The following is a 24,187-nucleotide window of genomic DNA, read 5'->3' on the forward strand; positions in this document are numbered from 1 at the left end:
TCAGGTGAAGGCAGACTCTCTGAGTGTTGATGTTTATTTCCCAGCAATAGTTGGTAGTAAGCACCTTAAAACAAGGGCGGAATTAAAAGCCGTGCAGAGTAGTGTTCTGAGCTTATGTAAGACCTATTCAAAAGCCCTAGAGTCTTTTAGACCTCCAGTTCTGCAGGTTTGGACTGATAGTGCAAAAGAAGCGCTCAAGTCTTGCTATTCAATAGGGACTAAAGAGCTGTCTGCACATAAAGATGCAATTCTAAAAAGTTTAATTTTGCAGTCTGAGATTAATGCGCAGCGTTGTGCGTATTGTATGCTAAATGATCCTAAAACCTGGGATCATTATATGCCTAAGGACTTTTTCCCAGAGTATTCTGTTTATCATGGGAATTTGGTTTATATCTGCTATGGTTGTAATCAGAGGAAGTCTAGTTTTTTTGATGGGCATAAGTTGATATATTGTCATCCGTATTTTACTGTTGACGATAATTATGCTTTGCTTCACTGCAAGGTTACTGTAAATAATGGGAGGCTTTCAATTCAATACTATGGTGGCGGTGAAGGAGCGCTAAGCGAAGCGGGGGCTGTCGCGCATGAGCATCTTGAGCGGCTTGGACTGATAGAAAGGTTCAAAGGTGAGGCATCCAGTACAGTGAGCGGGCTCATTGGCGAGTTACGTCAGCATCATCCGGACGGAGTATCGCAATGTACATTGGATCGAGTACTAGAGCGTAGATATTCCGAAGCAAGGAATAAATTAGGATGCAACGCTTGGGATAGCCGGCTTTGGCACGGTTTAGCTGCCTGTCCAGAATTCGTTGAATATGCTAATAGCAAGATTAAACTATCGAGTTCTCCAAGCAGTAATGGGTTTCGTCAATCTTCACCTCCAGCCCCTTAATATTTAGCGCCAAATTAATTTGGCTCTATTTTTTTGAATCGAATAGTCGTAGCTCTCATTTGATCCCAGAGATTCCCGATTCGATTCCACTGAAAGCCATAAATAGCTGATTTGTTTATAGATATCCTATGAGGTACATTAAAAAGTCCACCAAATTCCAGCCCCGCGAAAACCGGGCCCTCACGGCCAGCAACCGTCCGTCTGTCTCCGGCACCATCCAGCTATTCCGTAACGTCTCTTCTTGCATACGGAACCCCATGAAAAGCCCGCCAAGCGCGGGCTTTCTTGTTTCTAGCTGTCTCGCTCTGTCTCTAGGTATATACCGAATTTAGGTATACGTTAGGGTATACGCTGGTTCGACGAGAAAACGTATACCTATGGCACGCACCGTTACGCCCCTCTCAGACCCCAAATGCGAGGCTGCTAAGCCGCGGGACAAGGACTACACCCTGTTCGGCCTGAAACGCTGGGTAGCGCTGACGCGCTACCTGGACGATGGAGCTGTGCCCATCGACAACAATCCGGTCGAGAACCAGATACGGCCATGGGCACTCGGTCGCTCGAACTGGCTGTTTGCGGGGTCGTTGCGCAGCGGTAAGCGGGCGGCTGCGATCATGAGCTTGATCCAATCGGCGCGCATGAATGGGCATGATCCGTATGCCTATCTCAAAGATGTGCTGACGCGCCTGCCGATGCATCAGGCCAGCGAAATCGGGCAGCTGCTGCCCCATCAGTGGGTACCGGCCTGACTTTCGTCGAGCGGATTGCGGCGATTACAGTAAACTAATCCTCCAAACTTATGGAACGAGTCGGATTTGAATGGAAGCGCTAGCAATCTTTTCGCCAAAAAATTTTAAACCTACAGGCCTTAATCCTGCCGTCGAGATCAAAACGGCCTTGCCAGTGACTGTCAGTACCATGGAAAAAACCTACGTAGGGGATATACAGGGTGAATCCTCAGCGTTCTTCACCGCAGCATTTGACCACACCACCAAGATAGGCACCTACATCGCAATGGAGAGCTTCAAGGGTACGGTGAATGGGCAAGCTGGCACTTTCAATTTCGTCCACTCCGCATCAACAACGGGTTCTGAGCGCAACGACGAGTTTTTTTGCATCGTCGCAGGTAGTGGTACAAATGAATTGAAAGGAATCTCCGGATCCGGGGAGATCTCAATTGATGGTGAGGGTACACACCGCATTCGGCTGAATTACCAGTTAGCCTGATTAGCCCGCTTTCTACAGAACACCGCCTCTTGTTGTACCCAGGGGCGGGTGTGATCACCGGACGCTTACAGATCATGGGCCATCTACCCCTGAGCGACCACTGAGCCCATTCGCTGATATGGAAGAAGACACTGTAATCGTAGAACGTGGGGGACGAGAGATTGGACGGCACTCGTGCTGCTTCACCCAACCTCGTCTCACGATCATGGGGAACAATAATCCGAGTGCTTATATGTAGGGGGGGCCGTCCTTGTGCACGAATAGCCACTCACCGTCTGGTGCCGACATTGCCTGTATGTCATCACTAGGGTACAAGACACTATCACCAGCACGACGATCACCAACCTCAAGAATCACGCAGTCGGAATTTGATCGATTCTCTAAGTGGTGAGCCAGGCCCCCGCTCGGAAAGCCCACAACCATCCCAGGCGCCAGAGGGTGAATCTCATCGCCCCTATACAGGGTGGGTGTACCCTCAAGAACATATATGAACTCATCCTGTTGGGTGTGACGATGGTGCAATGCGGATACACATCCCGGAGGAAGGCAAATAAGATTCACCCCGAAGTTCTTCAGCATGAAAAGCTCACCAAGTGGCTGCTTTGTGCGACCACTCATCCTCGACGCGAAGGGCTCGGGATAATTGCTCGGACGATTCCTTACGGGCGCATCGGAAGCCAAGATAGGTAACGGCTCATCTTTCGCTGACATCATGCTTCCTCAGTCATAGTGGGGCTGCTCTGAAAGCGGGCGCTAAGAAGCTGGCTTTTAACTCGCTTGAGCCCTTAGCAGCCGGAGTATAGGGAGAGAGTGGCTACGATGGGGATGAAAAATGATGGGCGCGCACAATTCTCCTTGAATGCTGGCGTTCAAACGGTGACTCCTCATTCTGCGCTTGGCCGACCAGGCTGCCTTCAGTCCTCCGCTTCAGCTGAGTGGACGGGATCAGCGACATTTCACTTCAGGTTGCACGGTTTTCAAGATAATGGGTGGCTGACATTTGGATTTCGCCCAGTGTTTTCGGGGAGTTTGGCGAATTTTTTTAAGATTATGCTTTCACCGGTTAGAGATATTTTCAGATGGCCAAGCTTTCCATCACGATCTCCAGCTGCTGGCCCAGCCTGGTCATCACATAGTCGGCAGACACACTGCAATACCCTGTGGGAGCGGGTTCACCCGCGAACACCGGCGTAGCCGGTGCCATTCACCGAGTTGCTTCCCTCCCGGATAAGCTCAGTTCCACAGGGGGCCATGGCGCCGGTTAGCGACTTTAGTCGCTGTCGAAATCGGAAAGTAATGCAGGTAGTGTGTGGTGGCCTTGTGCCACCTTTATCGAAAGCCGCGCTTCACCTTTGATAAAGCTACCCTGCTCCCCTACTTCTACCCGCGGCCCAGGAACGGTGAAAAGCAATGGATGCCAGCATTCAGAAGATCGAACTCTACGGCCACGCCCTCGAAACACCGCAGAGCAAGCTTGATACAAACCTGGTCAGGCAAGCATTCTCGGCGATTGCCTTGACGTGGTCGCGGAAAATCAATGCCGGCTTTTACGATCTGTTTTCCGACCTGGATAGCCTCTATGAAGGCGGCGACGAACTGGCAGACGAGATCCGCACTCAGGCAATAGGTCAGAGTATCAAACTCACCGTGGCCCACGGGATGTTCGCTCAAATGCATCAAACAGATCAAGACTTCGGTCAGCCTACGGGAAATCCGCGCCAGCAACGACCTGCCGATTTTCTCGATATCCGCTTGAGTCACTTCACGTGGTGGAAGGCTGGGCGTATACGTCCGGGCGGTGGAGTTGCCACAGGTAGTTGGGCCGGTTGACCGGCGTGAAGCCTATCTTTTCGTACAGCCAAGGAGCAGTGGTGGTGGCTAGGAGGATGCGCCGTAGCGAACGGACCTCGGGTACTTCGAGCAACGTTTCCGACAAACGCCGCCCCAGGCCCCGCCCCCGGTACGCTTCATCGACGAAGACGTCGCACAGGTAACCGAAAGTCGCGTAATCCGTGACCAGCCGAGCGAAGCCCACCTGCTTGTCCCCGTCGTAGGCCCCCACGCACAGGCTGTTGTTGATGCTGGTTTCCACGCGCTCCCGGGAGATGCCGGCGGCCCAGGTCGAGGTGGTGAGGAAGCCGTGGACGTAAGGAATGTCCAGGCGGGTATTGTCCAGCGTCAGCGTGATGGTGTCGGTTTCAGTGATGGTGTCCATGAAGCCCTTCCTTGAATGCCGGGTTGTCTAGTTTGCGGTAGAAGGCCACCAGAGTCACCGTCAGTGCCGCAAGCGCGCAGTTAACATACCTTGAACAGGGTGAAGTCGCCTGCGGCGACGAAGCGGCTGGCGACCGCATAGCCTGCAACTGCGAGGTTTGGAAGATTTTTTCAAAGCGGGTGCGGTTGCTCGGGGCATGCCTGGGGAGCGGCCGCAAGTGGTCAAGTGCGGTGGTGTCTTGGAGAGTTAAGCGGCTTTGTAGCCTGCGAAGTCATTGCAGACCAACTTGCCGTTCCAGTCGCCCAAGAAGTTGCGCGCGTGTTCGCCAGCACGGCTTGGGTTGATGTCGTAAACCACCGCTTTGAGCACCGAAAACGGCGTAGTGCTGTAGGCCCAGATGTAAGCTCGGTGGGTTTTCTTCTCGCCTGTGGTGTCACTATGTAATCAGGTCGGCATTGCCAGCAAGGGCGCAGGTTAACGGTTATGGCAGGTTGCTCTGGCGTGGTTGCCCAGCGCCCTGGCTGGTTTCTTCAAGCGCTTGGAACAGTTCAGGTAGTGGTCACCAAGCTCTAGTTCAATGGCCCTGGCAGCACTTTCATTGTTCATGCATCTCCTCTCACTTTGGCGATTTCACCTGAGCCTATGTCGCTGCATTCGAAGTCTGAATGGATATTTGGATGCAGATGATTGGATTCGGCCTTAATTGCTAATTTCGGCGCTGTTCGCACATTATAAGAGATGTTTCCTACAACGTTTACACTTGCCCAGCCAAGGCATGTGAGGCTAAATTTCCTCCGTCGCGGAAAATTCCGTGACCGGGCGTAGGAACCCGTTGGTAAACTTGGCGCACGCACTAGGCGCCCCTGCACCACAGCTGGCGCTTTTTTTGTGCCTGCCGTGCTGTGTCATGGCGGCTGTGTGTGGGCAGGCTTCGGCCTGGCCGGGTTTCCAAGTTTCCCGGTATTCCTACCCCATGCACAGCTGCCACCCAATCCCGTAGGAAGGATCGTGGCAGCTCCAACCAAAACTTGGAGTGTCATGCATGCTTATTTCAAGTCCGTCCAGGATCCTCGCATCCGTTCTCCACCGCCGTTCCTCGACGGCCCTCAGCGATCTCACCTCCAGTCAATCTCGCTCTGTCTCTGCAACAAGGGAGGCACGCCATGACTGACCAAGAACGCCTATCCACCATCCAAAGCTACGCCTGGACTCTCGAACTACTAGGCGAAGCCCTTGTCCAGCACGACGAAATGCTGGAGTGCGAACACAACCCGCGCCTGAGTTTTCGCAACACGGCCGGTATCCATCAGGCGATCCGGATCATCAGCCGTTTGGCCAGTGAGCAGTGTGGGAAGGTGATGGAGCGAAGCGGCCAGGACCCTGAGCGTTAGGCAAGATCCCGTTGTCGTGTGTTATCGGCCTGCCGTCGTCAGCCCCGCACCGAATCGGAGGTCGGCAGGCCGCTTTGAGGCGCTTTGGCACGCCTTGCCTGCTCGTCTGGGCCGAGCAGGAAGAACGCCGCACCCGCCGACAACACGGTAAAGCCGATCAGCACCAGCACCAACGTGCTGAAGCCATCCAGATACGCGGCCTGAAGCAGCAACGGATCGACGCCCTGAACCTGGCCCAGGTCGCCCATCACCAGGCGCTGCGCCAGTTCGCTGTAATTGCCGGCAGGCAACACGCGCCCGAGACTGTTGCCGACCAACGCAGTGAGCAGGGCGATGGTGATCGCCAGGGCGACACCTTCGCCGGCCACCCGGGTGGTGTTGAAGATGCCGGCGGCCATGCCGGCTTGCTCTTTGGGAATCACGCTGATCGCCAACCCGTCCATCAGGCCCCAGGGAAAGCCGGTACCGATACCGATTACCAGCATTGCCAGCACCAGTTGCTGATGATCGCCAATAGCGGTGTGGGCCAAAGCGTACAACCCGGCGGCCGCCACCAGGAAGCCTGCGGCTGACAGCACGCCGGCACTTACCCAGCGGGTCAGCCAGGCTGCCAGCAGCGGGACCACCAGCATCGGCGCCGACAGCGCCAGCATGATCATGCCACTGTGCATCGGGGCGATGCCTTCCACGCCGATCAGGCGAAACGGAAGCAATACGATCAGCACGATGTAGCAGTAACAGGTGCCGATCGGCAGGATCTGCACCCCGACGAAGCGCGGGTATCCAAGCAGGCTCAGCTCGAGCATCGGCTGCCTGGCGCGCAGCTCTATCATCACGAACGCCAGCAGGCTCAGTGCCGCGCCGCCGAACAAACACAGGATAAGCGGGGAGCGCCAGCCGGCCTGGGGGCCCAGGATGAGCGCGGTGGTGAACAGTGCAAGCATGCTCGAGAAGCCAAGCACACCGGGCACGTCAAGCTTGCGCGCCTCGGGGTTACGACTTTCGCGCATTCTCGACAACGCCGCCAGCAGCGAGATCGCGGCAAGGATCGCGGTACTGACGAAGATCGAGCGCCAGCCGAACTGCTCGATCAACAAGCCGCTGACCATCGGCCCGAACGCCAGGCCCAGGCCGAACGTGGTACCAAGCAGGCTGAACGCGCGCGTGCGGGCCTGGCCCTCGAACTCTTGGGCCAAGGCGGCGGAGCCGCTGGCCAAGGCAGCGGCGGCGGCAACGCCCTGCACCGCCCGCAGGGCATCCAGCCAGACAATGCTGTAAACGCTCGCCAGCAGGATGCTGACGATGACGAACATGGCCAGGCCCAGGGTAAACAGGCGTTTTCGCCCGTAGATGTCCGACAAGGTGCCGGCCGCCATCAGCAGGCTGCCGAAACTGAGCATGAAAGCGTTGGTGATCCAGGTAAGCGAGGACGGCTCGGCATCGAAGGCCTTGCCGATAGCAGGTGTGGCCACGGCACCTCCGGTGAAGCTCAGTGGCAGCACCAGGGCAGCCAGGCAGATGGCTGCCAGAACATAGTAACGGCCCGCGTGCGGGGTGTGATCAGAAGCCTGATCCATTGCGCTATCCCTCCTGTTGTAGCACCGTATGCGTTAAATCTATAGCGGCCGCAATATTGGATAAACAGGCTGGAACTCCACTCATAATGGACAAAAAGGAAGCAATTCCATGGAGAGCCTGAACGGTATCCTCGCCTTCGTGAAAACAGCCGAGTCGCTGAGTTTCGTCAGCGCGGCGCGGGTAATGGGCATTTCCGCCTCGGCGGTCGGCAAGAACGTTGCCCGCCTGGAGACTTCATTGAATGTGCGGCTGTTCCAGCGCAGCACGCGCAAGGTCAGCCTGACGGCGGAAGGCCAGCTGTTCTACGAGCGCTGCCGGCGCATTCTCGACGATCTTCAGGATGCGGAGGCCATGCTGTCCCACGCGATACAGGCTCCGCGGGGGCGCTTGCGGGTCAGCCTGCCAACCATCGGCTATCGTTTTCTGCTGCCACTGATGCCAGCCTTTCGCAAGGCGTACCCTGAAATCGAGTTGGAGATGGACTTCAACGACCACCTGGTCGACTTGATCGACGATGGCTTCGATGTGGTGATCCGCAGTGGCGGGCTAGCCGATTCAAAACTGATGTCGCGCAAGCTTGGGCCGTTCCGCTTCGTCCTGTGCGCAGCGCCCGCCTACCTGGTACGCAAGGGGCGCCCCCAGACGCTAGCCGACCTGGAGCGACACGATTGCCTGCGCTATCGTTTCGTTACTACTGGCAAGATCATGGACTGGAGCCTCGGCGCCGATCCCGAGATCACCCAGTTGCGCTTGCCCACGGTGCTGACGTTGAACAACATGGAGGCGATGCTGATGGCTGCGGTGGACGGCCATGGCATCGCCTACATGCCGGATTTCCTGGTACGTGAGTCGGTCAGGACTGGCGCACTGGAAAGCCTGCTTGATGCGCATACCTCCGACCAAGGCCAGTTCTGGGCGCTGTGGCAATCGAGCCGCCACCTGTCGCCGAAGATCCGGGTGTTCGTCGATTTCATCGCCGAGCGTTTGTTCAAGGCGTAAATTGCCCGGCGCCTCCAACGATCTCACTAATTCTCTGCAACAAGGGAGGCACGCCATGACGGACCAAGAACGCCTCTCAATAGAACAACACATAACTCATTGAGTTGGCAGTGACCTTGTTGGAGCGGGCGTGCCCGCGAACACCGGCGCAGCCGGTGCCAGGCACCGCGTTGGATTCTTCGCGGGCACGCCCGCCCACACGGACCGCTTGCGAGCGCTTCACAAATGAAGCAACCCCAGCGCCCCGATCAAGGCAGGCGGCATTACCAGCGCCCCCAGGCGCAGGAAGTCCAAGGCACCCACATGTTCGCCTTCACGGCGAACGGCAACCAGCCAGAGCAAAGTGGCCAGGGAGCCGGTAATCGACAGGTTCGGCCCGAGGTCGACGCCAATCAGCAGTGCCGCAGTGGTTCTCGCGGGTAAATCGACAATATGCCCAATGGAGCCTGCGATCAGCCCGGTCGGCAGGTTGTTCATCAGGTTGCCGGCAATAGCCGCGACCACGCCGGCGCTCCAGCTTGCCTGGGTTTCGGAGCTGCGCGCCAGCGCGGCCAAGCCATGGGCCAGGTGCTCGATCACGCCCGTCTGTGCCACCGCTTCCACCAGCACGAACAGGCCCGCCACCAACGGCAATACGCCCCATGCCACGCCTTTGAGCACCGGCATCGGGTTGCGCCGCTGGCGCAGGTGGATCAGCCCAGCGGTGGCGATGCCGGCGCAGAAGGTGGGTAAGCCCAGCTGCCGGTCCAAGGCGGAGGTCACTAGCAACAGTAAGCCTGTCAGCACGATACCCAGCGCGCACAAGCGTGCACCGCTGGGCAGCGGTTGCACGTCGATGGCCATTGCCAGGAGCTGGCGGATCTGCTTGCGCTGGGCCAGCCGCAGCACCAGGTAGGTCAGGCCGATGGCGGCCAGCGACGGCAAGGTGAATTGCCGCAGCCACTCCAGCAACGGCGGCATCTGGCTGCCGAACACGACCAGGTTGGCCGGGTTGGATATCGGCAGCACAAAACTGGCGGCATTGGCGATGAAGGCACAGATGAACAGATAAGGCAGCGGCTCGGCCTTGGCCGCCCTGCATGCGGCGTACACCGCTGGGGTCAGCACCACAGCCGTGGCATCGTTGGAGAGAAACACCGTTACCAGTACCCCCACCAGGAACACCAGGTCGAACAGGCGCTGGCCGGAGCCCCGGGCGTGTTGCACTGCGTACATGGCCAGCCAGTCGAACAGCCCTTCCTGGCGCGCCAGTTCGGCCAGCACCATCATACCGATCAGAAACAAGTACACATCGCCACCCTCGGCGACAGCGCCGAGTGCTGTGGGTAGGGGCACCAGGCCAAACGCGGTCAGCAATACAGCGGCGCCGACTGCCCAGACATATTCCGGCACCCGCCAGGGGCGCAGGATTACCCCTCCGGTCGCAACGGCGGCGACGGCCCAGATGAGCGAGGATGGATCAAATACAGGCATGCAGTTTACTCAGGTGAATGAATGACTTGGCGCGGCATGGCCGGGTGCCGGCCTTTGGGGGATGGCGTGCAGCACGCTAGATCTTGTCAACGTGATTGGGCTGAGCTAACCGCAGCCGAGTTGGATGTCCCTTCCGAAGGCCTGTCTGATAGGTGAGTAGTCCGATTGCAGCCACGATACCCAGAACGACGAAGGCAGTGCCATAGCCGAAATGTTGCGCGATCCAGCCGGCGAGTGCGTGGCTCATGGCCGCGCCTATCCCCTGGATCGTCATCACTGCACCAAGCCCTGCATTGACATGCCCAGTGCCGCGCAGGATGGAAGCGACAAGCCCAGGCAAGGCGACACCCAGCAGGCCTGCCCCGATACCGTCAAGGGCCTGTACCGGAATCAGGGCCCAAGGGGACTCCCAACAACCGGCGATCAGCCCTCGCAAAGGCAAGGCCAAAAGGGCGGCAAGGATCAGTGCCCGATACCCGTGCCGAGAGGCATGCCGCCCGGCCCAAAGGGCCACGGGAATCATGACCAGCTGCGCCACGATGACGGTGGATGCCGTGAACACGCTGGGGTCGGCCAGCCCACGCGTGACAACCGACTGTGCCAGCAAGGGCAGCATCGCGGCATTGCCAAGGTGGAACAGCAGCATGGTGATCGCGAGCAGGCCCAGCTCGCGCGAATGCGTCAAAACCCGCACCATGGAAGGCGAGGGGCTGTTACCTTGCGCAGGCAGGTTGCCAGTGAGCTCACCACCGCGGGCCCGCTCATGATCGATGTCATGTGGATTGATCTTGCGCAAGCAGGCAAGAGCCGCGCACGCCATCAGGGCCATCAGCACGAATACGGCTGACAGCCCCCAGCGGTAGCCTGCCAGCCCGGCCAAGGCAGCCGCGACCACGTTGCCGGCATGGTTCCAGGCCTCGTTGGTGCCGAGCTGCCGAGACAAGTCTCTCTGCTCAACGATGCCCAAGGTGATGCCCATGATGCCGGCGCCCATCAATGCGCCCACAGCCCCCGTAACCACCTGGGAGGCGACGACGACGCCGAACGATGGCGCCGTCCATAGCGCTGCCGTGGCGAGAATGAGCGCAAGGGTGCCGCTTGCCAGAGCAAGTCGCTTGTGGCGCGAAGCGTCGATCCAGGCGCCCACAGGCGTGGTCGCCAGCATGCCGGCGATGCCGCCGGCGGCCATCACGTAGCCGATGTCATCGGCGCGCCAGCTCTGGCTGGCCAGAAATACGGCGAGGAAGGGGCCCAGGCCATCACGGACGTCGGCCAGGAAGAAGTTGAGGCCGGACAGCCAGCGCCGTGAGCTGGCATGCGCTGGGGGTATGGAAGGCGTTGCCGGGTGCATAGAGGCATTCCCTTATGGCGCGCGGTCGTAGAGCGGCTGCAGGGTGGATAATGTGGTGCCCATGCTGACCGCTTCCAAAGCGGTGCCAAACGCATTGCGTGTGCCCAGCCCGGAGGCCGCGAACGGTGCGCCCGTCTGCACGGAAAGACGCAGGCTCTCTGGCGGGAAACTAACGATGCTGCCATCGCTCAGGATGACGCCGTTGGCCTCGCCCCGTGGGCCAGTGAGCACGGTGTCCACATGGCCTTCCACCTGCTGGGGCTGCAGACGCTGGGCGCGCAGGTGTGGCGGCAGCACTCTGCCTTCGCCAACCGGAGGCGGCTGGTCGTACACGGTGCGCCCGCTGTCGGCGTGGATGATGGCGTCGGCCTTGACCGTGCCTCGTGTTTCCGCCCGTCCGATGATGCGAACGGCGTCCCCCACCTTGACCGTGGCCGTGAGCGCATCGGCCATGTGCGGTGGAAACCTGGCAATGGTTCCGTCGCTCAGGCGCAGGCCGTCGACCTCACCGTAGGGATTGATGAGCATCCGCTGCACCTGGCCTTCCACCGTGGACTGGCCCATCAGGCCAGGGGCGTCCACTCCCTGATGCGGTGCCGGAGGTAGATGGGCGGCGGCGGGCGGCATGGCATGTGCGCTGAGGCCACCTAGGCCGAATGCCAGCGCAACAGCCATGGTGACGAAATACGTAGACATGGGAAAAGCTCCTTGGGTAGGGGAAACACCCAACCTGTAGGGCAAGCACCATGCCAAACAATATTTTCAATTAAATCAATTGGTTATTATCTTTCTGGCGGATGTGCCGTCCGCTTCCGTGACGCCAGGGTGTCACGCAATCGGACACCGGTTTGCGTGAGAAGGGGTTAGTCCAGATTGAACTCGGCCAGCTTGCGATAGAGCTGCTGGCGAGACAGGCCGAGGCGCCGCGCTGCCTCTGCGCGGTTGCCAGCCGTCGCAGCCAGAGCGCGCACGATCATTTCGCGCTCCAGGCGGGCAACGGCCTGTGCCATGGGGCCTTCCCAGTCGATGTCCAGGCCCGGGGTGAGCGCAGCCGCTGGCTGCAACCCGATGTGTTCGACATCGATGACCGGGCCGTGGCTGAGGATGGCCGCGCGCTCCATGGCGTTGCGCAGCTCGCGCACGTTGCCGGGCCAGGGATGGGCCAGCAGCAAGCGGGCTGCCGCCGCGCTCAAGCGCTTGGGCGAGTCGCCGCCCAGCAGGCGTAGAAAGTGTTCGGCCAGCAGCAGCACGTCGCCCAGGCGCTCACGCAGCGGCGGCAACCACAGTGGCACTACCTGCAGGCGGTACCACAGGTCTTCCCGGAAGCGCCCCTCCTTGACTGCGCTGGGCAGGTCCCGGTGCGTGGCCACGATGATGCGCACGTTCACCTGCTGGACACGGTTGGCGCCCACAGGGGTGATCTCGCGTTCCTGCAGCACCCGCAGGATCTTCGCCTGCGTGGACAGCGGCATATCGCCTATTTCGTCGAGGAACAGGGTGCCGCCATCGGCCTCACGAAAGCGCCCGGTGCGGTCATTGACGGCACCGGTGAACGCGCCTTTGACATGGCCGAACAACTCGCTTTCCATCAGTTCGGCCGGGATCGCGGCGCAGTTCACTGCGACGAAGGGGCCGCTGGCTCTGCGGCTGTTGCGATGCAGGGCGCGGGCTACCAGTTCCTTGCCTGTGCCCGTCTCGCCGAGGATCAAGGCGGTGGCATCGGAGTTCGCGGCCAGCCCGATGCGCTTGAAGACCTGGCGCATGGCCTCGCTGCTGCTGACCAGTTCGGTGCCATCCACGGGCTCTGTTGCGGCAGGTGATGCCCCGGCCGCCAGGGGCCTGTCCGGGGTGTGGGCTGCTCGCCGCAGGGCCCCTTCGAGCGTCTCGATCAGGGCGGCCCTGGTCACGGGCTTGGTCAGATGGTCGAACGCGCCCAGGCTCATCGCCTCGATGGTGTTGCCGCCACTCGCATAGGCGGTGAGCATGATGCAAGGCACCTGCGAGATGCGCGCCGCGCGGCGCAGGAACACCAGGCCATCCTCGCCCGGCAGGCGCAGATCGACGATGGCCGCATCCACATCCTCGGTGCGCAGTCTGTGCAGGCCTGCATCGGTGGTTTCAGCCTGCAGCACCGCATACCCCAAGTCCTGCAGCATTTCTGCAAGGCTGTCGCGGAACGCGGCGTCATCGTCGACGATCAGGATTCTGGCCACGGTAGCTCCATCTCTATACGCGTTCCCTTGGCCGACTCGGCGAGACCGGCCCGCCCACCGTGACCCTGCACGATCTCGCGCACCAGCGCCAGTCCCAGGCCGGTACCTCCTGCGCGGGTGGTGGAGAACGGTTCGAACAGTGTATCGCGCAAGTCGGCCGGAATGCCGCAGCCATCGTCCGCCACCCACAGCAGCAATGCGCCACGGCGCGTGCGATGCGCACCAAGTTCGATTTCACCGCGTTCTCCCGTGTGCGCCATCGCATTGAGCAACAGGTTGTCAAAGACCCGCGCCATTTGTGTCGGGTCGAACAGCGCAACCTCCTTCGCGCTAGCGGTCAGCGCCGGTTCAACCGCCAGTGTGATTCGTATGCCTTTCTTTTGCGCTGCTTCGGCGTGGGCATTGCGCCGCTCCTCCAGCCATTCCTGCAGGTCAACCGCCTGGCGCTCGGCGCGCAACGGTTGCGTCAACGCCAACAGGCTCGATACCAGCGTCTCCAGGCGTGCCGTTTGTGACAGTACCGCCTCCAGGGCGCCAGCCACACGTGCTTCGCGCCGGTCGGCCGGCGCAGCCATCGCGTTTTCCACCTTCATGCGCATCGTGCCCAAAGGGTTGCGGATCTCGTGCGCGAGCCCGGCGGAAACACGCCCCAACGTGGCCAGACGTTCGGACTGGGCCAGTTGCTTTCGCAGATGGGCGGACTGGCGCTGCCAACGCGAAATCATCCAGCCCAGCCATGCGCCGGAGACCACAACCAGCGCCAGCAGCAGGCTCACCGCGAGGATCAAAGTGTTGACTGTTTCTGTGGCCAAAAGCGGCACGCGCATCAGGGTCCAGGCGATCAGGTGCCGGTCAGCGGTCTCCACAGGGCATGCGGCGAAAGCCACGGCTTCGCGTAAACCCGGTCGGACGTCTGCCACGAGGCTCGCGGAATCCTGCGCGCGCTGGGCCGTAGAGGCAATGCGCTCCAACTCGGCACTTGGGGGATCGCGCTTGATTCCCGTACCGTCGTAGGTTGGGAACGCGTAGGCCACCACGCCCGCATCCGCTCGCCAGAAGCCGCCCTCCATGCCCGGCTGATCGCGCAGTGCCAAATCAAGCACCGCCTGTGCTGCGGCTGGGGTCAAGAGATAGAGTTGATCTTGCGCAGGCGGGAATTGCTGGCGAACGCGTGCTGCACCCGCTTGCAGCGCCTGGCAACTGGTCGAGGCGAGTTGGCGCGCCTGCGCAATCTGGGGGCCGGCGCCTTGGCGGCTGATGATCAGCAGCAGCCATCCCAGCACCAGCGCAACGGCGGCAATGGAAAGCCACAGAATCAGCAGATCACGTCGAACGGAGGGTTGCAGCGACAGGTCAGGTTTCCTTTGATGTGAGGCACCGCTGGTCAATCGGTGGGCGTTCTGATGGCAACCTTGCCAGATGGGATATCGCCGTGCAAGGACACGGTCGGTGAGCTTTCGAAACACGGCTGGTATTCATCAGGAGATCCGGATCATCAGCGGTTTGGCCAGATCATTGATGTATGGCGGGCCAGGTAACACCATTGCGGCTGGCCCTCTGCTAAAGGCCACCGGGTGGTTTCTTCCGGTCGGGTAGGGGCATGGGGCTGCTGCGTAGCCCATCGCAGGCAAGCCAGCTCCTACAGGGACCGCGCAGCTTTTCTAGGTATGCGCTGTGCTGGCGAGGGGCCGCCCATTCTGCCAAGCCAGCACAATGCGTCAGGCCGAAGTAGTAGTTACTGCGCCCTGAATGCATTCCCGGAAGTTGTCGCAGTCCGACTGTAGTTCTATGGCCGGTTCGCCATACTCCAGGCTCAGCATGCTGGCGTCATCGTTGATGCTCTGCAGATTGGTACCCGAACGCAGATGTTCATGCCAGTACCCGTCACTGCACAGTAGTAGCCGTGCATCAAATGGGAGGTGTGTCATCTGCCAGTCCGGAGAGCAAAAGCGCCTGGCGTTCAGGGAGCGGGTCAGCAGGTGCCGTGATTCGTTAATCCCCGAGGCTGCCCCCGGCCAGATGGCCTGCTCTTGCAGATTCTGAGGTCGGTTCAGCCAGTTGATGAGCTCTCCGGGTCGCTGGATTCCCAACAGGCAATCGCCAACATGTGCAACATGGAGCAACTGTTGCTGCAGGTCGATGAGTACACAGCAATAGCTAGCGATGGCGTGCAGGTAATCTTGGCGCAGTCGCTGCTGTTCAGCACGCATGATGCCGACCAGCCCTTCGCGGCTCGGCTGCTGGGCCTCTCCAAGCGCAGCGTCGATCACGGTACGGGACCAGTGCCGGGCGAGACCTTGTCCGTCACCTCTTTCAGCCGCATCCACGAGCATGGCCAACACGTAGTCTCCCTTGCGCCCGAAAGCTGCTGCATCGTTGTTGCTGAGCCGTGCCTTGCCCTGGCGACTGATCCAGCCTACCTGCATCAGCGGTTCACTCCTGCCAAGGTTTCCAACCGTTCGAATAACAGATTTTCGCGATCAGCATCGCCTCTGGCCTGCGCGTTGACTGCATATTCAAAATTACCGTCAGAAAGTAGCTGACCCATTGCCTGGCTGATGTAGTCGCGCACTTCGACAGCGGCAGATTCGATTTCTTCTTCTAGTTCTGGGCGCCCGTCAATCAAGTTGAGGATGTCTTCTATATCTCGACTGGACAAGGCATCCCCGCGTCCACGCCCTTTCCAGGCTTCCAGTTTGGTGGCCACGAAGTACACGGGGTTGACCAGGTTGATAGTAACTTCCTCCTCCAGGTCATAGGCTGTGGAGGTGGCCATGGCGTCTTTGTACCAGCGGTTGCTGAACCCGAGGGAATCGTCGTCCGGCATGAAGTCAACGCGAAGATCGCCAAGTTTCATTGCACAGATGGGGAAGTCATCGTCATCTTCTTGTGGGCTGACCCGGAAACCACGCGTGCTGAGCGTCTCCTGCAAACGGGCGAAGCCTACGGGGCCCATGACATGCACGATCAGGTCAACATCGTCGGTGCTGCGTACTTGCTCTCGGGTGAAAGCGTCAGTCAGTAGCAAGCCTGTGGTGCAGCCACCAACAAAGGTCATCTGCTGGCACAGTTCGGGCCCCAATGCTTTGGCAACCTCGCACAGCATGCTCCGAAGCGTACTGAAAACGCTCATGGCAACTCCAGACGATCCTGCAGCAGTTCTGCCGCAAGGTTTCGTTCGCGGGGCTGTCCCAGCCGTATGGCATCGACCAGCGCCAGCAGGGCGTACATTTCCGGGTCTCTTCGAGCGGCATCTGCTGCGGTCTTGAACAGCGGCTCGATCTTCATTCCCATGGTATTGCCACGGGCATATGACCAGACCGGCACATGCTCACCGGCGCTAATCAGGCTCTTGTCCAGAACTGGCGCTGCAAAGCCGGTTGCAATGCCACGAGTCAGCTCCCCGGCTCGAGCCGGAAAAACATACTTCAGACCGTAAACGATGAACTCGAACAGGGCCTTGGTGTTCGCTCTAGGCACGCCCAGTTTGCGGTCAGCTCTGACCAAGCCAATTTGCGTGCAGTGCTTCAAAGAGATGTTGATCTGGGTCTTGCTGATGCCCGTTTGTAGCTCCAGTGCACGGGCGGTGTAGGAGGAGAAATGCGGGGTGCCCTCCTCAAAAAAATCTGGCTGCCCCTGGTATCGCGGGATCTGGTCATCGCTTTCCTCCTCCCAGTCTTTCCAGTCGTGCGGCCACGCCCCCACAGCCTTTCCATGCGACTCATGCCGGTGGAGGCAAACTAGCTTGAGTAATAAGCCGATGTCTTGACCTTTCATGTGATGTTCCATCTATTTGTCCCTAGTCCCGGGACATGGGACAAAGAGAACACGCAAGTAGCTGCAAGGCAAGCAGTGAAATTAATATTTTTTCTTAGGGCTGAAGCGATCCCTTCGGCGAATGGCACACGCTTCGCCCGTGTTCGCGAGTGAACTCGCTCCTACAGTGGGCTTACATTTGCCTTTGTGTGGCCTTTTCGCCTCAGCAGGCAATACTTCTCTGTATTGCAGGCGTGTTCCTGGTGGCGCGCGCCGCTGGGAGGTGTCACGTGAACAAACTGACAATCGTGGGTGCCGGCATGGTCGGCGAGGCGGCGGCGCAGATCATCGCTCGGGAAGAGTTGTGCCGTGAGTTGGTGTTGATGGATGTGCAGGGCGAGATGGCGCAAGGCAAGGCGCTGGACGTGTGGCAGGCGGCAGTCGAGTCGGGTTCCGATACCCGGGTTTACGGCGGGGCCAAGGCTGAAATGCTGCAGGGGTCCGAGCTGGTGGTCATCACTGCAGGCGTACCGCGCAAGCCGGGCCAGTCGCGCCAGGATGTACTCAGTACCAACCTGCCGATCATCGACGGCATCATGGCCGACATCAAGCAACATGCACCAACCGCGACGGTGCTGGTGGTGTCGAACCCGGTCGACGTGCTCACCTACCGCGCCTGGAGCCTGAGCGGGCAGGGGCGCAACAAGGTGTTCGGCCAGGCGGGCGTGCTGGATACCGCGCGCATGAAGTGCTTCATCGCCGAGCAGACCGGGTTTTCCGCCCGGGATATCACGGCGCTGGTACTGGGTGGGCATGGCGACAGCATGGTACCGCTGATGCGCTACTGCCAGATCGGCTCGGTGCCGTTGTCGCACTTCCTGTCCAGCGAGCAGATCGAGCAGATCGTCGAGCGCACGCGCAAGGGCGGCGGCGAGATTCTGGGATTGAAGAAGCTGGGCAGCGCCTGCGATGCGCCGGGCGTGGCCATCGCGCAGATGGTCGATGCGATCGCCAATGGGCGAAACCGCATCTTGCCGGCGGTGGCAATTCTGGAGGGCGAGTACGGGCGCACGGATATCGCCATGGGTGTGCCCTGCGTACTGGCAGAGGAGGGGCTGGCGCGGGTGATCGAGTTGCCGCTGGATGCGCAGGAGCAAGCGATGTTCGACCAATCGGCTGATCAGGTGGCGCGGGATATTGCTGAAATGAAGGCGCTGTGACTCTGTGGGAGGTCGCCCAGCCCTTTGGCCTGCGCTGTCGCGTAGAGAACTGAGTTCGCAAGCGGTCCGCGCACTCTGTGGGCTTTAGCCGCGAAGAATCCAACGCGGTGCATGGCACCGGCTGCGCCGGTGTTCGCGGCTAAAGCCGCTCCCACAGTGTCCCTAGCCTGGCCCCTAGCGCTGATAAGCCTTGCCAAAATGCCGCTCCAGCCGCGCCTGCACCAGCTCCAGCAAGATCGACAGCAGCCAGTAGATCACTGCCGCCGTGGTCAGCATCTCCAGGTAGCGATAGCTCGACCGCCCATACGACTGCGCCAGGAACATCACCTCCCAAACCCCCATCACCGAAATCAGCGATGAGTCCTTGAGCATCGAGATGAACTGGTTGGCCGTAGGTGGAATGATCACGCGCATGGCCTGGGGCAGGACGATGTGCCAGAAAATCTGCGGCGTGCGCATGCCCAGCGCCAGCGCCGCTTCACGCTGCCCGCGCGCAACGCCAAGGATGCCGGCGCGGAAGATCTCGCTCAGGTAGGCCCCGTAGTTCAGCGACAAGGCGATGATGCCGGCACTGATGGCGCCCGGTACCAGGCCAAGCTGCGGCAGCCCGAGGTAGATCAGCAGGATCTGGATCAGCAGCGGTGTACCGCGGAAGAACGAGGTGTAGAAGCTGGCGACCCCCACCAGCACCGCGCTGTTCGACAAGCGCGCCAACGCGGCGGCAAAGCCGAACAGCACCGACACCACCATCGAGCACAGGCACAGGAACAGCGTCAGCGCCGCGCCTTGCAGAAAGCCGTTGGGCCCCAGCCTGAAGCCGGCGAGGTTGGGAAACTTCTCCAGGATGATCGAGAACTTCAGGTCGAAGCTGAGGAAAAACGCGACGAACAGGCCGAACAGCGCCAGCCAGGTCAGCAGCAACCGGGTGCGAAAGCCGAACAGGCTGGTGCCCGTGGCATTCACCTTGGGCCTGGGGGACGGGGGGAAGGTACTCATTTGCTGATATCGGCGCCGATCCATTTCTGTGACAGCTTGGCCAGGGTGCCATCAGCCTTCAGCTCGGCGAATACCTGGCGCACCTTGGCATCCCATTCGGGGTCGCCTTTTTCGATGGCCACCGAGTTCGGCTCTTCATACAGCGGGGCGCCGGCCAGCTTGAAGCGTTTGTCCTGGTCCAGGCGCGGCTGCGCGGTCACCAGGTTGGTGAGGATGGCATCCAGGCGTACGCCGGCGCCCAGGCCCAGGTCCTGGAAGGCAACGTTGTCGGTGTCGTACGGCGCGATCTGCACGAACTCGAAGGGGTAGTCGAGCTTCTGGTCTTCGTTGCCTTCGATCACCAGGTTCTTGTTCAGGTAGCTTTCGTAGCTCGATGCACTGGTCAAACCCACCTTGCGGCCTTCCAGGTCTTTCGCGCCATGGATGCGCTCATCCTTGGCGTTGACCACGATCACCGCCGGCGATGCGTAGTACTCCACCGGGAAGTCGAACACTTCGGCGCGGGCCTTGCTCGGGGTCATCGAGCAGATGCAGATGTCGTAGCGGCCGCTCCAGCGGCCAGCGGCGATCACGTCCCACGATGGGGTTTCCAGGCGCAGTTTGACGCCCAACTTGTCTGCCACGGCCTTGGCGACGTCCACGTCAAAACCGTCCAGCTGGTTCTGCTCGTTGACGAAGGAAAACGGCGGGTAGCTTTCCATCAGGACGTTGACCAGTTCCTTGCGCGATTCGACTCGCTCCAGCGTGGCACCAGCAAAAGCCTGGGAAGCAGTTGCGAGCAGCATGAGGCCCGCACCGAGCACAGTAGAAAATCGCATGTACATACCTGAAATATTGGCCAAATAAGAGAAAGTGTATTTAATAGTTATAAACGTAACCTACATAATGAATTTTATTCATAAGAACCTGCAGAGTAGTTATATGAAACAGCGAGCGATGGTGATTCTCGACGGTGGTATGGGCCGTGAGCTGCAGCGCAGTGGGGCGCCGTTTCGTCAGCCCGAATGGTCGGCGCTGGCGCTGAGCGAGGCGCCCGAGGCGGTGGTTGGCGTACACGCAGCGTTCATTGCTGCCGGTGCCCAGGTCATCACCAGCAACAGTTATGCGGTGGTGCCGTTCCACATCGGCGAAGAGCGTTTTGCCAAGGAAGGGCGCCAACTGGCCAATATCGCAGGCCAGTTGGCGCGGCATGCCGCCGATAGCGGTGCGCACCCGGTCAGGGTGGCGGGCTCACTGCCGCCGCTGTTCGGCTCCTATCGCCCGGACCTGTTCCAGCCCGAGCGCGTCGAGGAGGTACTGACTCCGTTGCTGCAGGGCCTGGCCCCGCATGTCGACCTGTGGCTGGCGGAGACCCAGAGTGCGATTGCCGAAGTGCGGGCCATCCACGCCCACCTGCCGCAAGACGGGAAGCCATTCTGGGTGTCGTTCACCTTGCAGGACGAGGACGTGGACGAAACCCCGCGCCTGCGCTCCGGCGAGCCGGTGGCCGATGCCATTGAAGCTGTGGTCGGCCTGGGTGCGGCCGCAGTGCTGTTCAACTGCAGCCAGCCAGAGGTGATTGGTGCTGCGCTCGACGTCGCGCGCTCGGTGATCGAGCAACACAATGCCGACATCGCCATCGGCGCCTATGCCAACGCCTTCCCGCCGCAGCCCAAGGAGGCCACTGCCAACGATGGCCTGGATGAGTTGCGCGAAGACCTCGACCCGCCGGGCTACCTGGCCTGGGCCAATGACTGGCGCACCCGGGGGGCCAGCATGATCGGTGGCTGCTGTGGCATCGGCCCGGAGCACATTGCCGCGCTGAAACGCAATCTGGCGTGAAGCCGGCAGGGGCTGGGCGGCTGCCGCGCCCGCCCGGTCCCCAGCCATTAAAAAAAACGCCACTCAGACCCGGATTCCATCGTTTTTCAGTCCCCCGCCATGTCCCTATAGTCCGCTGAAAGCCGATGCTGAATCGGCGTACACAACTCAGCCGTGCGGGAACCGGATATGAACAACAACGAAAAGATCGAGGGCAATGCAGCGGCCGGTATCGGCACGCGAGTGGTGTGGAGCGGGGAGCAGGTCCAGCACCCGTACAACGCTACCCAGACCCCGATCGTGGTCAGTGCCGCCTACGGTTACAACGACATCGATGCCTGGTACGACGTGGCCCTGGGCAAGTTGCCGGGCTACATCTACAGCCGCATGAGCAACCCGACCGTCGCCACACTGGAAGCCAAGCTGTGCGAGTTGGAGCAGGCCGAGTCGGCCGTGGCCTTCAGCAGCGGCATGGCCGCCATCAGTGCGGTGCTGCATACCTTCCTCTGCACCGGCAAGCGCGTGGTGTCGACCCGCGACAGCTACGGTGGCACCAACAAGATCTTTGAGGAATTCCTGCCACGCATGGGCGTGCAGGTCTGCCTGTGCGACACCCTCGACACCGAGGCGCTGGAGCGCGAAATCGCCGCGGGCTGCGACCTGCTGTATCTGGAAACCCCTACCAACCCTACTTTGAAGGTGCTGGACATCCAGCGCCTGAGCGCTGCCGCTCGGCAAGTGGGCGCCGTGGTGGTGGCCGACAACACCTTCGCCACCCCGCTGAACCAGAACCCGCTGGCCCTTGGCGTGGATGTGGTGGTGCACAGTGCTACCAAGTTCCTGTCCGGGCACGGTGACGTGCTGGGTGGCGTGGTCTGCGGTGCCGAGCCGTTGATGGCGCAGGTGCGTCACTACCGCGAGATCAATGGTGCCTCGCTGGATCCGTTTTCCGCTTACCTGATCATCCGCGGTATCAAGACCCTGGCCTTGCGCTTGCGCCAGCAGCAGGCCAGTGCCCAGGCCCTGGCGCATTACCTGACCACCGAACCGCTGGTGGAAGCAGTCAACTACCCGGGGTTGCCCGAGCACCCGGGCCATGCGATCGCCAAGGCGCAGATGCGTGGCTTCGGCGCCATCGTCAGCTTCGTGCTCAAGGGCGGCATGCCCACCGTGGCACGCCTGCTACCGCGCCTGAAGTACGCCCACCGGGCGGGCAACCTGGGCGCGGTAGAAACCATCTACGGCCCGGCACGTACTACCAGCCATGTGGAAAACACCCTCGAAGAACGCCTGGCCCTGGGTATTTCCGAAGGGCTGGTGCGCGTTTCGGTGGGCATCGAAGACACCGAGGACCTGCTGGCAGACCTGGCACAGGCCTGTGCAGCGGTGCGCCAAGAGTTGGCCGCAGCAACGGAATTGCACGGTGACGCGTACACCGGCCTGACCGAGGTACAGGCCTGAGGCAGGCGCGTGGCACCCGCTCCTTGCGGTGGGTGCCAGTTCATGAAGTCGAACAAAAACAATATGCAAGGCAATTCGCTTCGCTCTGCCAAGACGAGGTCGTTGCAACGTCCTTGCCCGCCAACTTTCATGAGAAAACCACAATGTCCCTGCAGACAACTACAACGAGAAATGCTTCTGCGCATGGCTTCAAGCAGGATATGCAAACCCGTCATATCGTCATGCTGGCGCTGGGCGGCGTCATCGGTACCGGCCTGTTCCTGACGTCGGGCTACACCGTCAACCAGGCGGGGCCCTTGGGTGCGGTCATCGCCTACATCCTCGGCGCGATCATGGTCTATCTGGTGATGATGTGCCTGGGCGAACTGGCGGTACACATGCCGGAGGTCGGCTCGTTCAGCAGTTACGCCACGCGCTACATCGGGCCAGGCACCGGCTATATGGTGGCCTGGATGTACTGGCTGACCTGGACGGTGGCCATCGGCTCGGAATTCACCGCCGCCGGCATCCTGATGGTGCGCTGGTTCCCCGACACGCCCGTGTGGATCTGGAGTGCACTGTTCGGGTTGGCGGTGTTCATCAGCAATGTCATTTCGGTGCGGTCGTTTGCCGAAACCGAATTCTGGTTGTCACTGATCAAGGTGCTGGCAGTGATTGCCTTCCTGGTGGTGGGCGGCGGTGCGATCCTCGGGGTCTTCGAAATTACCCAGGCCCACAGTGTCGGGCTGGGCAACTTCACCCGCGAAGGGCTGTTCCCCACCGGCTTCTGGTCGATTGCCATGACCCTGCTGGCAGTGGCCTTCGCCTTCTCCGGTACCGAGCTGATCGGCATCGCCGCCGGCGAAACCCGCGACCCGGAAAAGAACGTGCCCAAGGCCATCCGTACCACGGTGCTGCGCCTGGCGCTGTTCTTCGTCGGCACCATCTTCGTCCTTGCCACCTTGTTGCCGCGTGAACAGGCTGGCGTGGTGGAAAGCCCGTTCGTGATGGTCTTTGAAATGATCGGTATCCCCTACGCGGCGGACATCATGAACTTCGTGATCATCACTGCACTGCTGTCTGCAGCCAACTCCGGGCTTTACGCCGCCGCGCGCATGCTCTGGACTCTCAGTGACCAAGGCAACATGCCGCGCCGGTACGCCGCGCTGTCCCGTCGCGGCACGCCGTTCAATGCCATCGTCCTGAGCATGGCTGGCGGCATGGCATCGCTGCTCAGCAGCGTATTTGCGCCCGATACCATCTACCTGGCGCTGGTGTCCATTTCCGGGCTGGCGGTGGTGGTGGTGTGGATCAGCATCGCGGTCAGCCAGATGGCCTTCCGTCGTCACTACCTCGCCCATGGCGGCAAGCTCGAAGACCTGAAGTGCCGCGTGCGTGGCTACCCGTTCGTGCCCCTGGCAGCGATCCTCTGCTGCGTACTGGCCTGCGTCGGTATCGCCTTCGACCCGGCCCAGCGCGTGGCCCTGTACTTCGGTTTGCCGTTCATTGCCTGGTGCTACCTGGCGTACTGGCTGACCCGCAAATACCACCAGCGTCGTCCGCTACCGCTGGAGGCCGTGGCACCCGGTTCCGAGGCCGCCTGAGCGGAGTGATACTAGGCCACCGGAACGTTGCC

22 protein-coding genes and 2 pseudogenes are annotated in these 24,187 nt (G+C 60.6%); 10 read left to right on the top strand and 14 right to left on the bottom strand.

Annotated features, from left to right (window positions below; all coding sequences use genetic code 11):
- The first annotated feature begins 4 nt into the window (after positions 1–4).
- The 3 genes and pseudogenes from FQ664_RS03765 (at position 5) to FQ664_RS03775 (ending at position 2,119) form a co-directional block, all read left to right on the top strand.
- Complete coding sequence (locus tag FQ664_RS03765; RefSeq protein ID WP_144170460.1) at positions 5–892, top strand: HNH endonuclease; 888 nt, start codon at positions 5–7, stop codon at positions 890–892.
- Between the two features lie 452 nt (positions 893–1,344).
- A pseudogene (locus FQ664_RS03770) lies at positions 1,345–1,641 on the top strand (transposase domain-containing protein); the annotation flags it as partial.
- 70 nt (positions 1,642–1,711) lie between these two features.
- Positions 1,712–2,119 (top strand): DUF3224 domain-containing protein, encoded by a 408-nt coding sequence (locus tag FQ664_RS03775; RefSeq protein ID WP_144170461.1) that lies wholly within the window; start codon positions 1,712–1,714, stop codon positions 2,117–2,119.
- Positions 2,120–2,347: 228 nt separating this feature from the next.
- Here FQ664_RS03775 and FQ664_RS03780 read toward each other — a convergent pair whose 3' ends face one another.
- A complete protein-coding gene (locus FQ664_RS03780) occupies positions 2,348–2,833 on the bottom strand; it encodes a cupin domain-containing protein (protein ID WP_218570399.1) in 486 nt (161 codons plus the stop codon).
- 696 nt (positions 2,834–3,529) lie between these two features.
- Here FQ664_RS03780 and FQ664_RS03790 point away from each other — a divergent pair.
- Positions 3,530–3,949: a hypothetical protein gene (locus FQ664_RS03790; RefSeq protein WP_144170463.1), complete on the top strand. Its 420-nt coding sequence runs from the start codon at positions 3,530–3,532 to the stop codon at positions 3,947–3,949.
- On the opposite strand, the gene FQ664_RS03795 is transcribed toward FQ664_RS03790, so the two are convergent.
- Together FQ664_RS03795 and FQ664_RS03800 are read right to left on the bottom strand one after the other, a co-directional pair.
- Positions 3,882–4,334 carry a GNAT family N-acetyltransferase gene (locus FQ664_RS03795; protein WP_144170464.1) on the bottom strand — a complete coding sequence of 151 codons (453 nt, stop codon included), beginning with the start codon at positions 4,332–4,334 and terminating at the stop codon, positions 3,882–3,884. The genes FQ664_RS03790 and FQ664_RS03795 overlap by 68 nt on opposite strands.
- Positions 4,335–4,586: 252 nt before the next feature.
- Positions 4,587–4,760, bottom strand: a pseudogene (locus tag FQ664_RS03800) (IS66 family transposase); the annotation flags it as partial.
- Between the two features lie 737 nt (positions 4,761–5,497).
- Between FQ664_RS03800 and FQ664_RS03805 the strand changes: the two are divergent.
- On the top strand, positions 5,498–5,725 hold the full coding sequence (locus tag FQ664_RS03805) for a hypothetical protein (RefSeq protein ID WP_144170754.1): 228 nt from the start codon (positions 5,498–5,500) through the stop codon (positions 5,723–5,725).
- Positions 5,726–5,763: 38 nt separating this feature from the next.
- Here FQ664_RS03805 and FQ664_RS03810 read toward each other — a convergent pair whose 3' ends face one another.
- On the bottom strand, positions 5,764–7,302 hold the full coding sequence (locus FQ664_RS03810) for an MFS transporter (RefSeq protein ID WP_144170465.1): 1,539 nt from the start codon (positions 7,300–7,302) through the stop codon (positions 5,764–5,766).
- A gap of 109 nt (positions 7,303–7,411) precedes the next feature.
- On the opposite strand from FQ664_RS03810, the gene FQ664_RS03815 reads away from it, so the two are divergent.
- Positions 7,412–8,302 carry a LysR family transcriptional regulator gene (locus FQ664_RS03815; protein WP_144170466.1) on the top strand — a complete coding sequence of 297 codons (891 nt, stop codon included), beginning with the start codon at positions 7,412–7,414 and terminating at the stop codon, positions 8,300–8,302.
- 219 nt (positions 8,303–8,521) lie between these two features.
- Here FQ664_RS03815 and FQ664_RS03820 read toward each other — a convergent pair whose 3' ends face one another.
- From FQ664_RS03820 to FQ664_RS03855, 8 genes are all read right to left on the bottom strand, one after another.
- A complete protein-coding gene (locus FQ664_RS03820; protein WP_144170467.1) occupies positions 8,522–9,775 on the bottom strand; it encodes an arsenic transporter in 1,254 nt (417 codons plus the stop codon).
- 76 nt (positions 9,776–9,851) lie between these two features.
- Complete coding sequence (locus FQ664_RS03825) at positions 9,852–11,126, bottom strand: MFS transporter (protein WP_144170468.1); 1,275 nt, start codon at positions 11,124–11,126, stop codon at positions 9,852–9,854.
- Between the two features lie 12 nt (positions 11,127–11,138).
- On the bottom strand, positions 11,139–11,822 hold the full coding sequence (locus tag FQ664_RS03830) for a hypothetical protein (protein WP_144170469.1): 684 nt from the start codon (positions 11,820–11,822) through the stop codon (positions 11,139–11,141).
- A gap of 167 nt (positions 11,823–11,989) precedes the next feature.
- On the bottom strand, positions 11,990–13,339 hold the full coding sequence (locus FQ664_RS03835) for a sigma-54-dependent transcriptional regulator (RefSeq protein WP_144170470.1): 1,350 nt from the start codon (positions 13,337–13,339) through the stop codon (positions 11,990–11,992).
- Positions 13,324–14,805, bottom strand: a complete 1,482-nt coding sequence (locus tag FQ664_RS03840) for an ATP-binding protein (protein ID WP_256675822.1) — start codon at positions 14,803–14,805, stop codon at positions 13,324–13,326. The genes FQ664_RS03835 and FQ664_RS03840 overlap by 16 nt, the downstream gene beginning before the upstream one ends.
- Positions 14,806–15,057: 252 nt before the next feature.
- Entirely contained in the window at positions 15,058–15,765 is a 708-nt protein-coding gene (locus tag FQ664_RS03845) for a hypothetical protein (protein WP_144170471.1), read from the bottom strand.
- A complete protein-coding gene (locus FQ664_RS03850; protein ID WP_144170472.1) occupies positions 15,765–16,472 on the bottom strand; it encodes a nucleotidyl transferase AbiEii/AbiGii toxin family protein in 708 nt (235 codons plus the stop codon). Before FQ664_RS03850 ends, FQ664_RS03845 begins: the two co-directional genes overlap by 1 nt.
- Entirely contained in the window at positions 16,469–17,116 is a 648-nt protein-coding gene (locus tag FQ664_RS03855; RefSeq protein ID WP_144170473.1) for a hypothetical protein, read from the bottom strand. The genes FQ664_RS03850 and FQ664_RS03855 overlap by 4 nt, the downstream gene beginning before the upstream one ends.
- A 269-nt stretch (positions 17,117–17,385) precedes the next feature.
- On the opposite strand from FQ664_RS03855, the gene FQ664_RS03860 reads away from it, so the two are divergent.
- Positions 17,386–18,315 (top strand): malate dehydrogenase, encoded by a 930-nt coding sequence (locus FQ664_RS03860; RefSeq protein WP_144170474.1) that lies wholly within the window; start codon positions 17,386–17,388, stop codon positions 18,313–18,315.
- Between the two features lie 174 nt (positions 18,316–18,489).
- Here the strand turns inward: FQ664_RS03860 and FQ664_RS03870 are convergent, their stop codons facing one another.
- Together FQ664_RS03870 and FQ664_RS03875 are read right to left on the bottom strand one after the other, a co-directional pair.
- Entirely contained in the window at positions 18,490–19,311 is an 822-nt protein-coding gene (locus FQ664_RS03870) for an amino acid ABC transporter permease (protein ID WP_144170476.1), read from the bottom strand.
- Positions 19,308–20,129, bottom strand: coding sequence for an ABC transporter substrate-binding protein (locus FQ664_RS03875; protein WP_144170477.1), 822 nt, complete (start codon positions 20,127–20,129; stop codon positions 19,308–19,310). Before FQ664_RS03875 ends, FQ664_RS03870 begins: the two co-directional genes overlap by 4 nt.
- A gap of 118 nt (positions 20,130–20,247) precedes the next feature.
- On the opposite strand from FQ664_RS03875, the gene FQ664_RS03880 reads away from it, so the two are divergent.
- The 3 genes from FQ664_RS03880 to FQ664_RS03890 all read left to right on the top strand — a co-directional run bounded on the left by FQ664_RS03880 (position 20,248) and on the right by FQ664_RS03890 (position 24,155).
- Entirely contained in the window at positions 20,248–21,132 is an 885-nt protein-coding gene (locus FQ664_RS03880; RefSeq protein ID WP_178090950.1) for a homocysteine S-methyltransferase family protein, read from the top strand.
- Between the two features lie 168 nt (positions 21,133–21,300).
- Positions 21,301–22,572, top strand: a complete 1,272-nt coding sequence (locus tag FQ664_RS03885) for a cystathionine gamma-synthase family protein (protein WP_144170479.1) — start codon at positions 21,301–21,303, stop codon at positions 22,570–22,572.
- 143 nt (positions 22,573–22,715) lie between these two features.
- Complete coding sequence (locus tag FQ664_RS03890) at positions 22,716–24,155, top strand: amino acid permease (protein WP_178090945.1); 1,440 nt, start codon at positions 22,716–22,718, stop codon at positions 24,153–24,155.
- Positions 24,156–24,187 lie beyond the last annotated feature (32 nt).

It is taken from the genome of Pseudomonas persica, from assembly GCF_900291015.1.
Lineage (GTDB): Bacteria > Pseudomonadota > Gammaproteobacteria > Pseudomonadales > Pseudomonadaceae > Aquipseudomonas.

Bases quoted from the DNA above. Each gene is read 5' to 3' on its own strand.
- FQ664_RS03775 (WP_144170461.1), top strand. From the start codon at position 1,712: ATGGAAGCGCTAGCAATCTTTTCGCCAAAAAATTTTAAACCTACAGGC.
- FQ664_RS03780 (WP_218570399.1), bottom strand. From the start codon at position 2,833: ATGATGTCAGCGAAAGATGAGCCGTTACCTATCTTGGCTTCCGATGCG.
- FQ664_RS03790 (WP_144170463.1), top strand. From the start codon at position 3,530: ATGGATGCCAGCATTCAGAAGATCGAACTCTACGGCCACGCCCTCGAA.
- FQ664_RS03795 (WP_144170464.1), bottom strand. From the start codon at position 4,334: ATGGACACCATCACTGAAACCGACACCATCACGCTGACGCTGGACAAT.
- FQ664_RS03805 (WP_144170754.1), top strand. From the start codon at position 5,498: ATGACTGACCAAGAACGCCTATCCACCATCCAAAGCTACGCCTGGACT.
- FQ664_RS03810 (WP_144170465.1), bottom strand. From the start codon at position 7,302: ATGGATCAGGCTTCTGATCACACCCCGCACGCGGGCCGTTACTATGTT.
- FQ664_RS03815 (WP_144170466.1), top strand. From the start codon at position 7,412: ATGGAGAGCCTGAACGGTATCCTCGCCTTCGTGAAAACAGCCGAGTCG.
- FQ664_RS03820 (WP_144170467.1), bottom strand. From the start codon at position 9,775: ATGCCTGTATTTGATCCATCCTCGCTCATCTGGGCCGTCGCCGCCGTT.
- FQ664_RS03825 (WP_144170468.1), bottom strand. From the start codon at position 11,126: ATGCACCCGGCAACGCCTTCCATACCCCCAGCGCATGCCAGCTCACGG.
- FQ664_RS03830 (WP_144170469.1), bottom strand. From the start codon at position 11,822: ATGTCTACGTATTTCGTCACCATGGCTGTTGCGCTGGCATTCGGCCTA.
- FQ664_RS03845 (WP_144170471.1), bottom strand. From the start codon at position 15,765: ATGCAGGTAGGCTGGATCAGTCGCCAGGGCAAGGCACGGCTCAGCAAC.
- FQ664_RS03850 (WP_144170472.1), bottom strand. From the start codon at position 16,472: ATGAGCGTTTTCAGTACGCTTCGGAGCATGCTGTGCGAGGTTGCCAAA.
- FQ664_RS03855 (WP_144170473.1), bottom strand. From the start codon at position 17,116: ATGAAAGGTCAAGACATCGGCTTATTACTCAAGCTAGTTTGCCTCCAC.
- FQ664_RS03870 (WP_144170476.1), bottom strand. From the start codon at position 19,311: ATGAGTACCTTCCCCCCGTCCCCCAGGCCCAAGGTGAATGCCACGGGC.
- FQ664_RS03875 (WP_144170477.1), bottom strand. From the start codon at position 20,129: ATGCGATTTTCTACTGTGCTCGGTGCGGGCCTCATGCTGCTCGCAACT.
- FQ664_RS03880 (WP_178090950.1), top strand. From the start codon at position 20,248: ATGGTGATTCTCGACGGTGGTATGGGCCGTGAGCTGCAGCGCAGTGGG.
- FQ664_RS03885 (WP_144170479.1), top strand. From the start codon at position 21,301: ATGAACAACAACGAAAAGATCGAGGGCAATGCAGCGGCCGGTATCGGC.
- FQ664_RS03890 (WP_178090945.1), top strand. From the start codon at position 22,716: ATGTCCCTGCAGACAACTACAACGAGAAATGCTTCTGCGCATGGCTTC.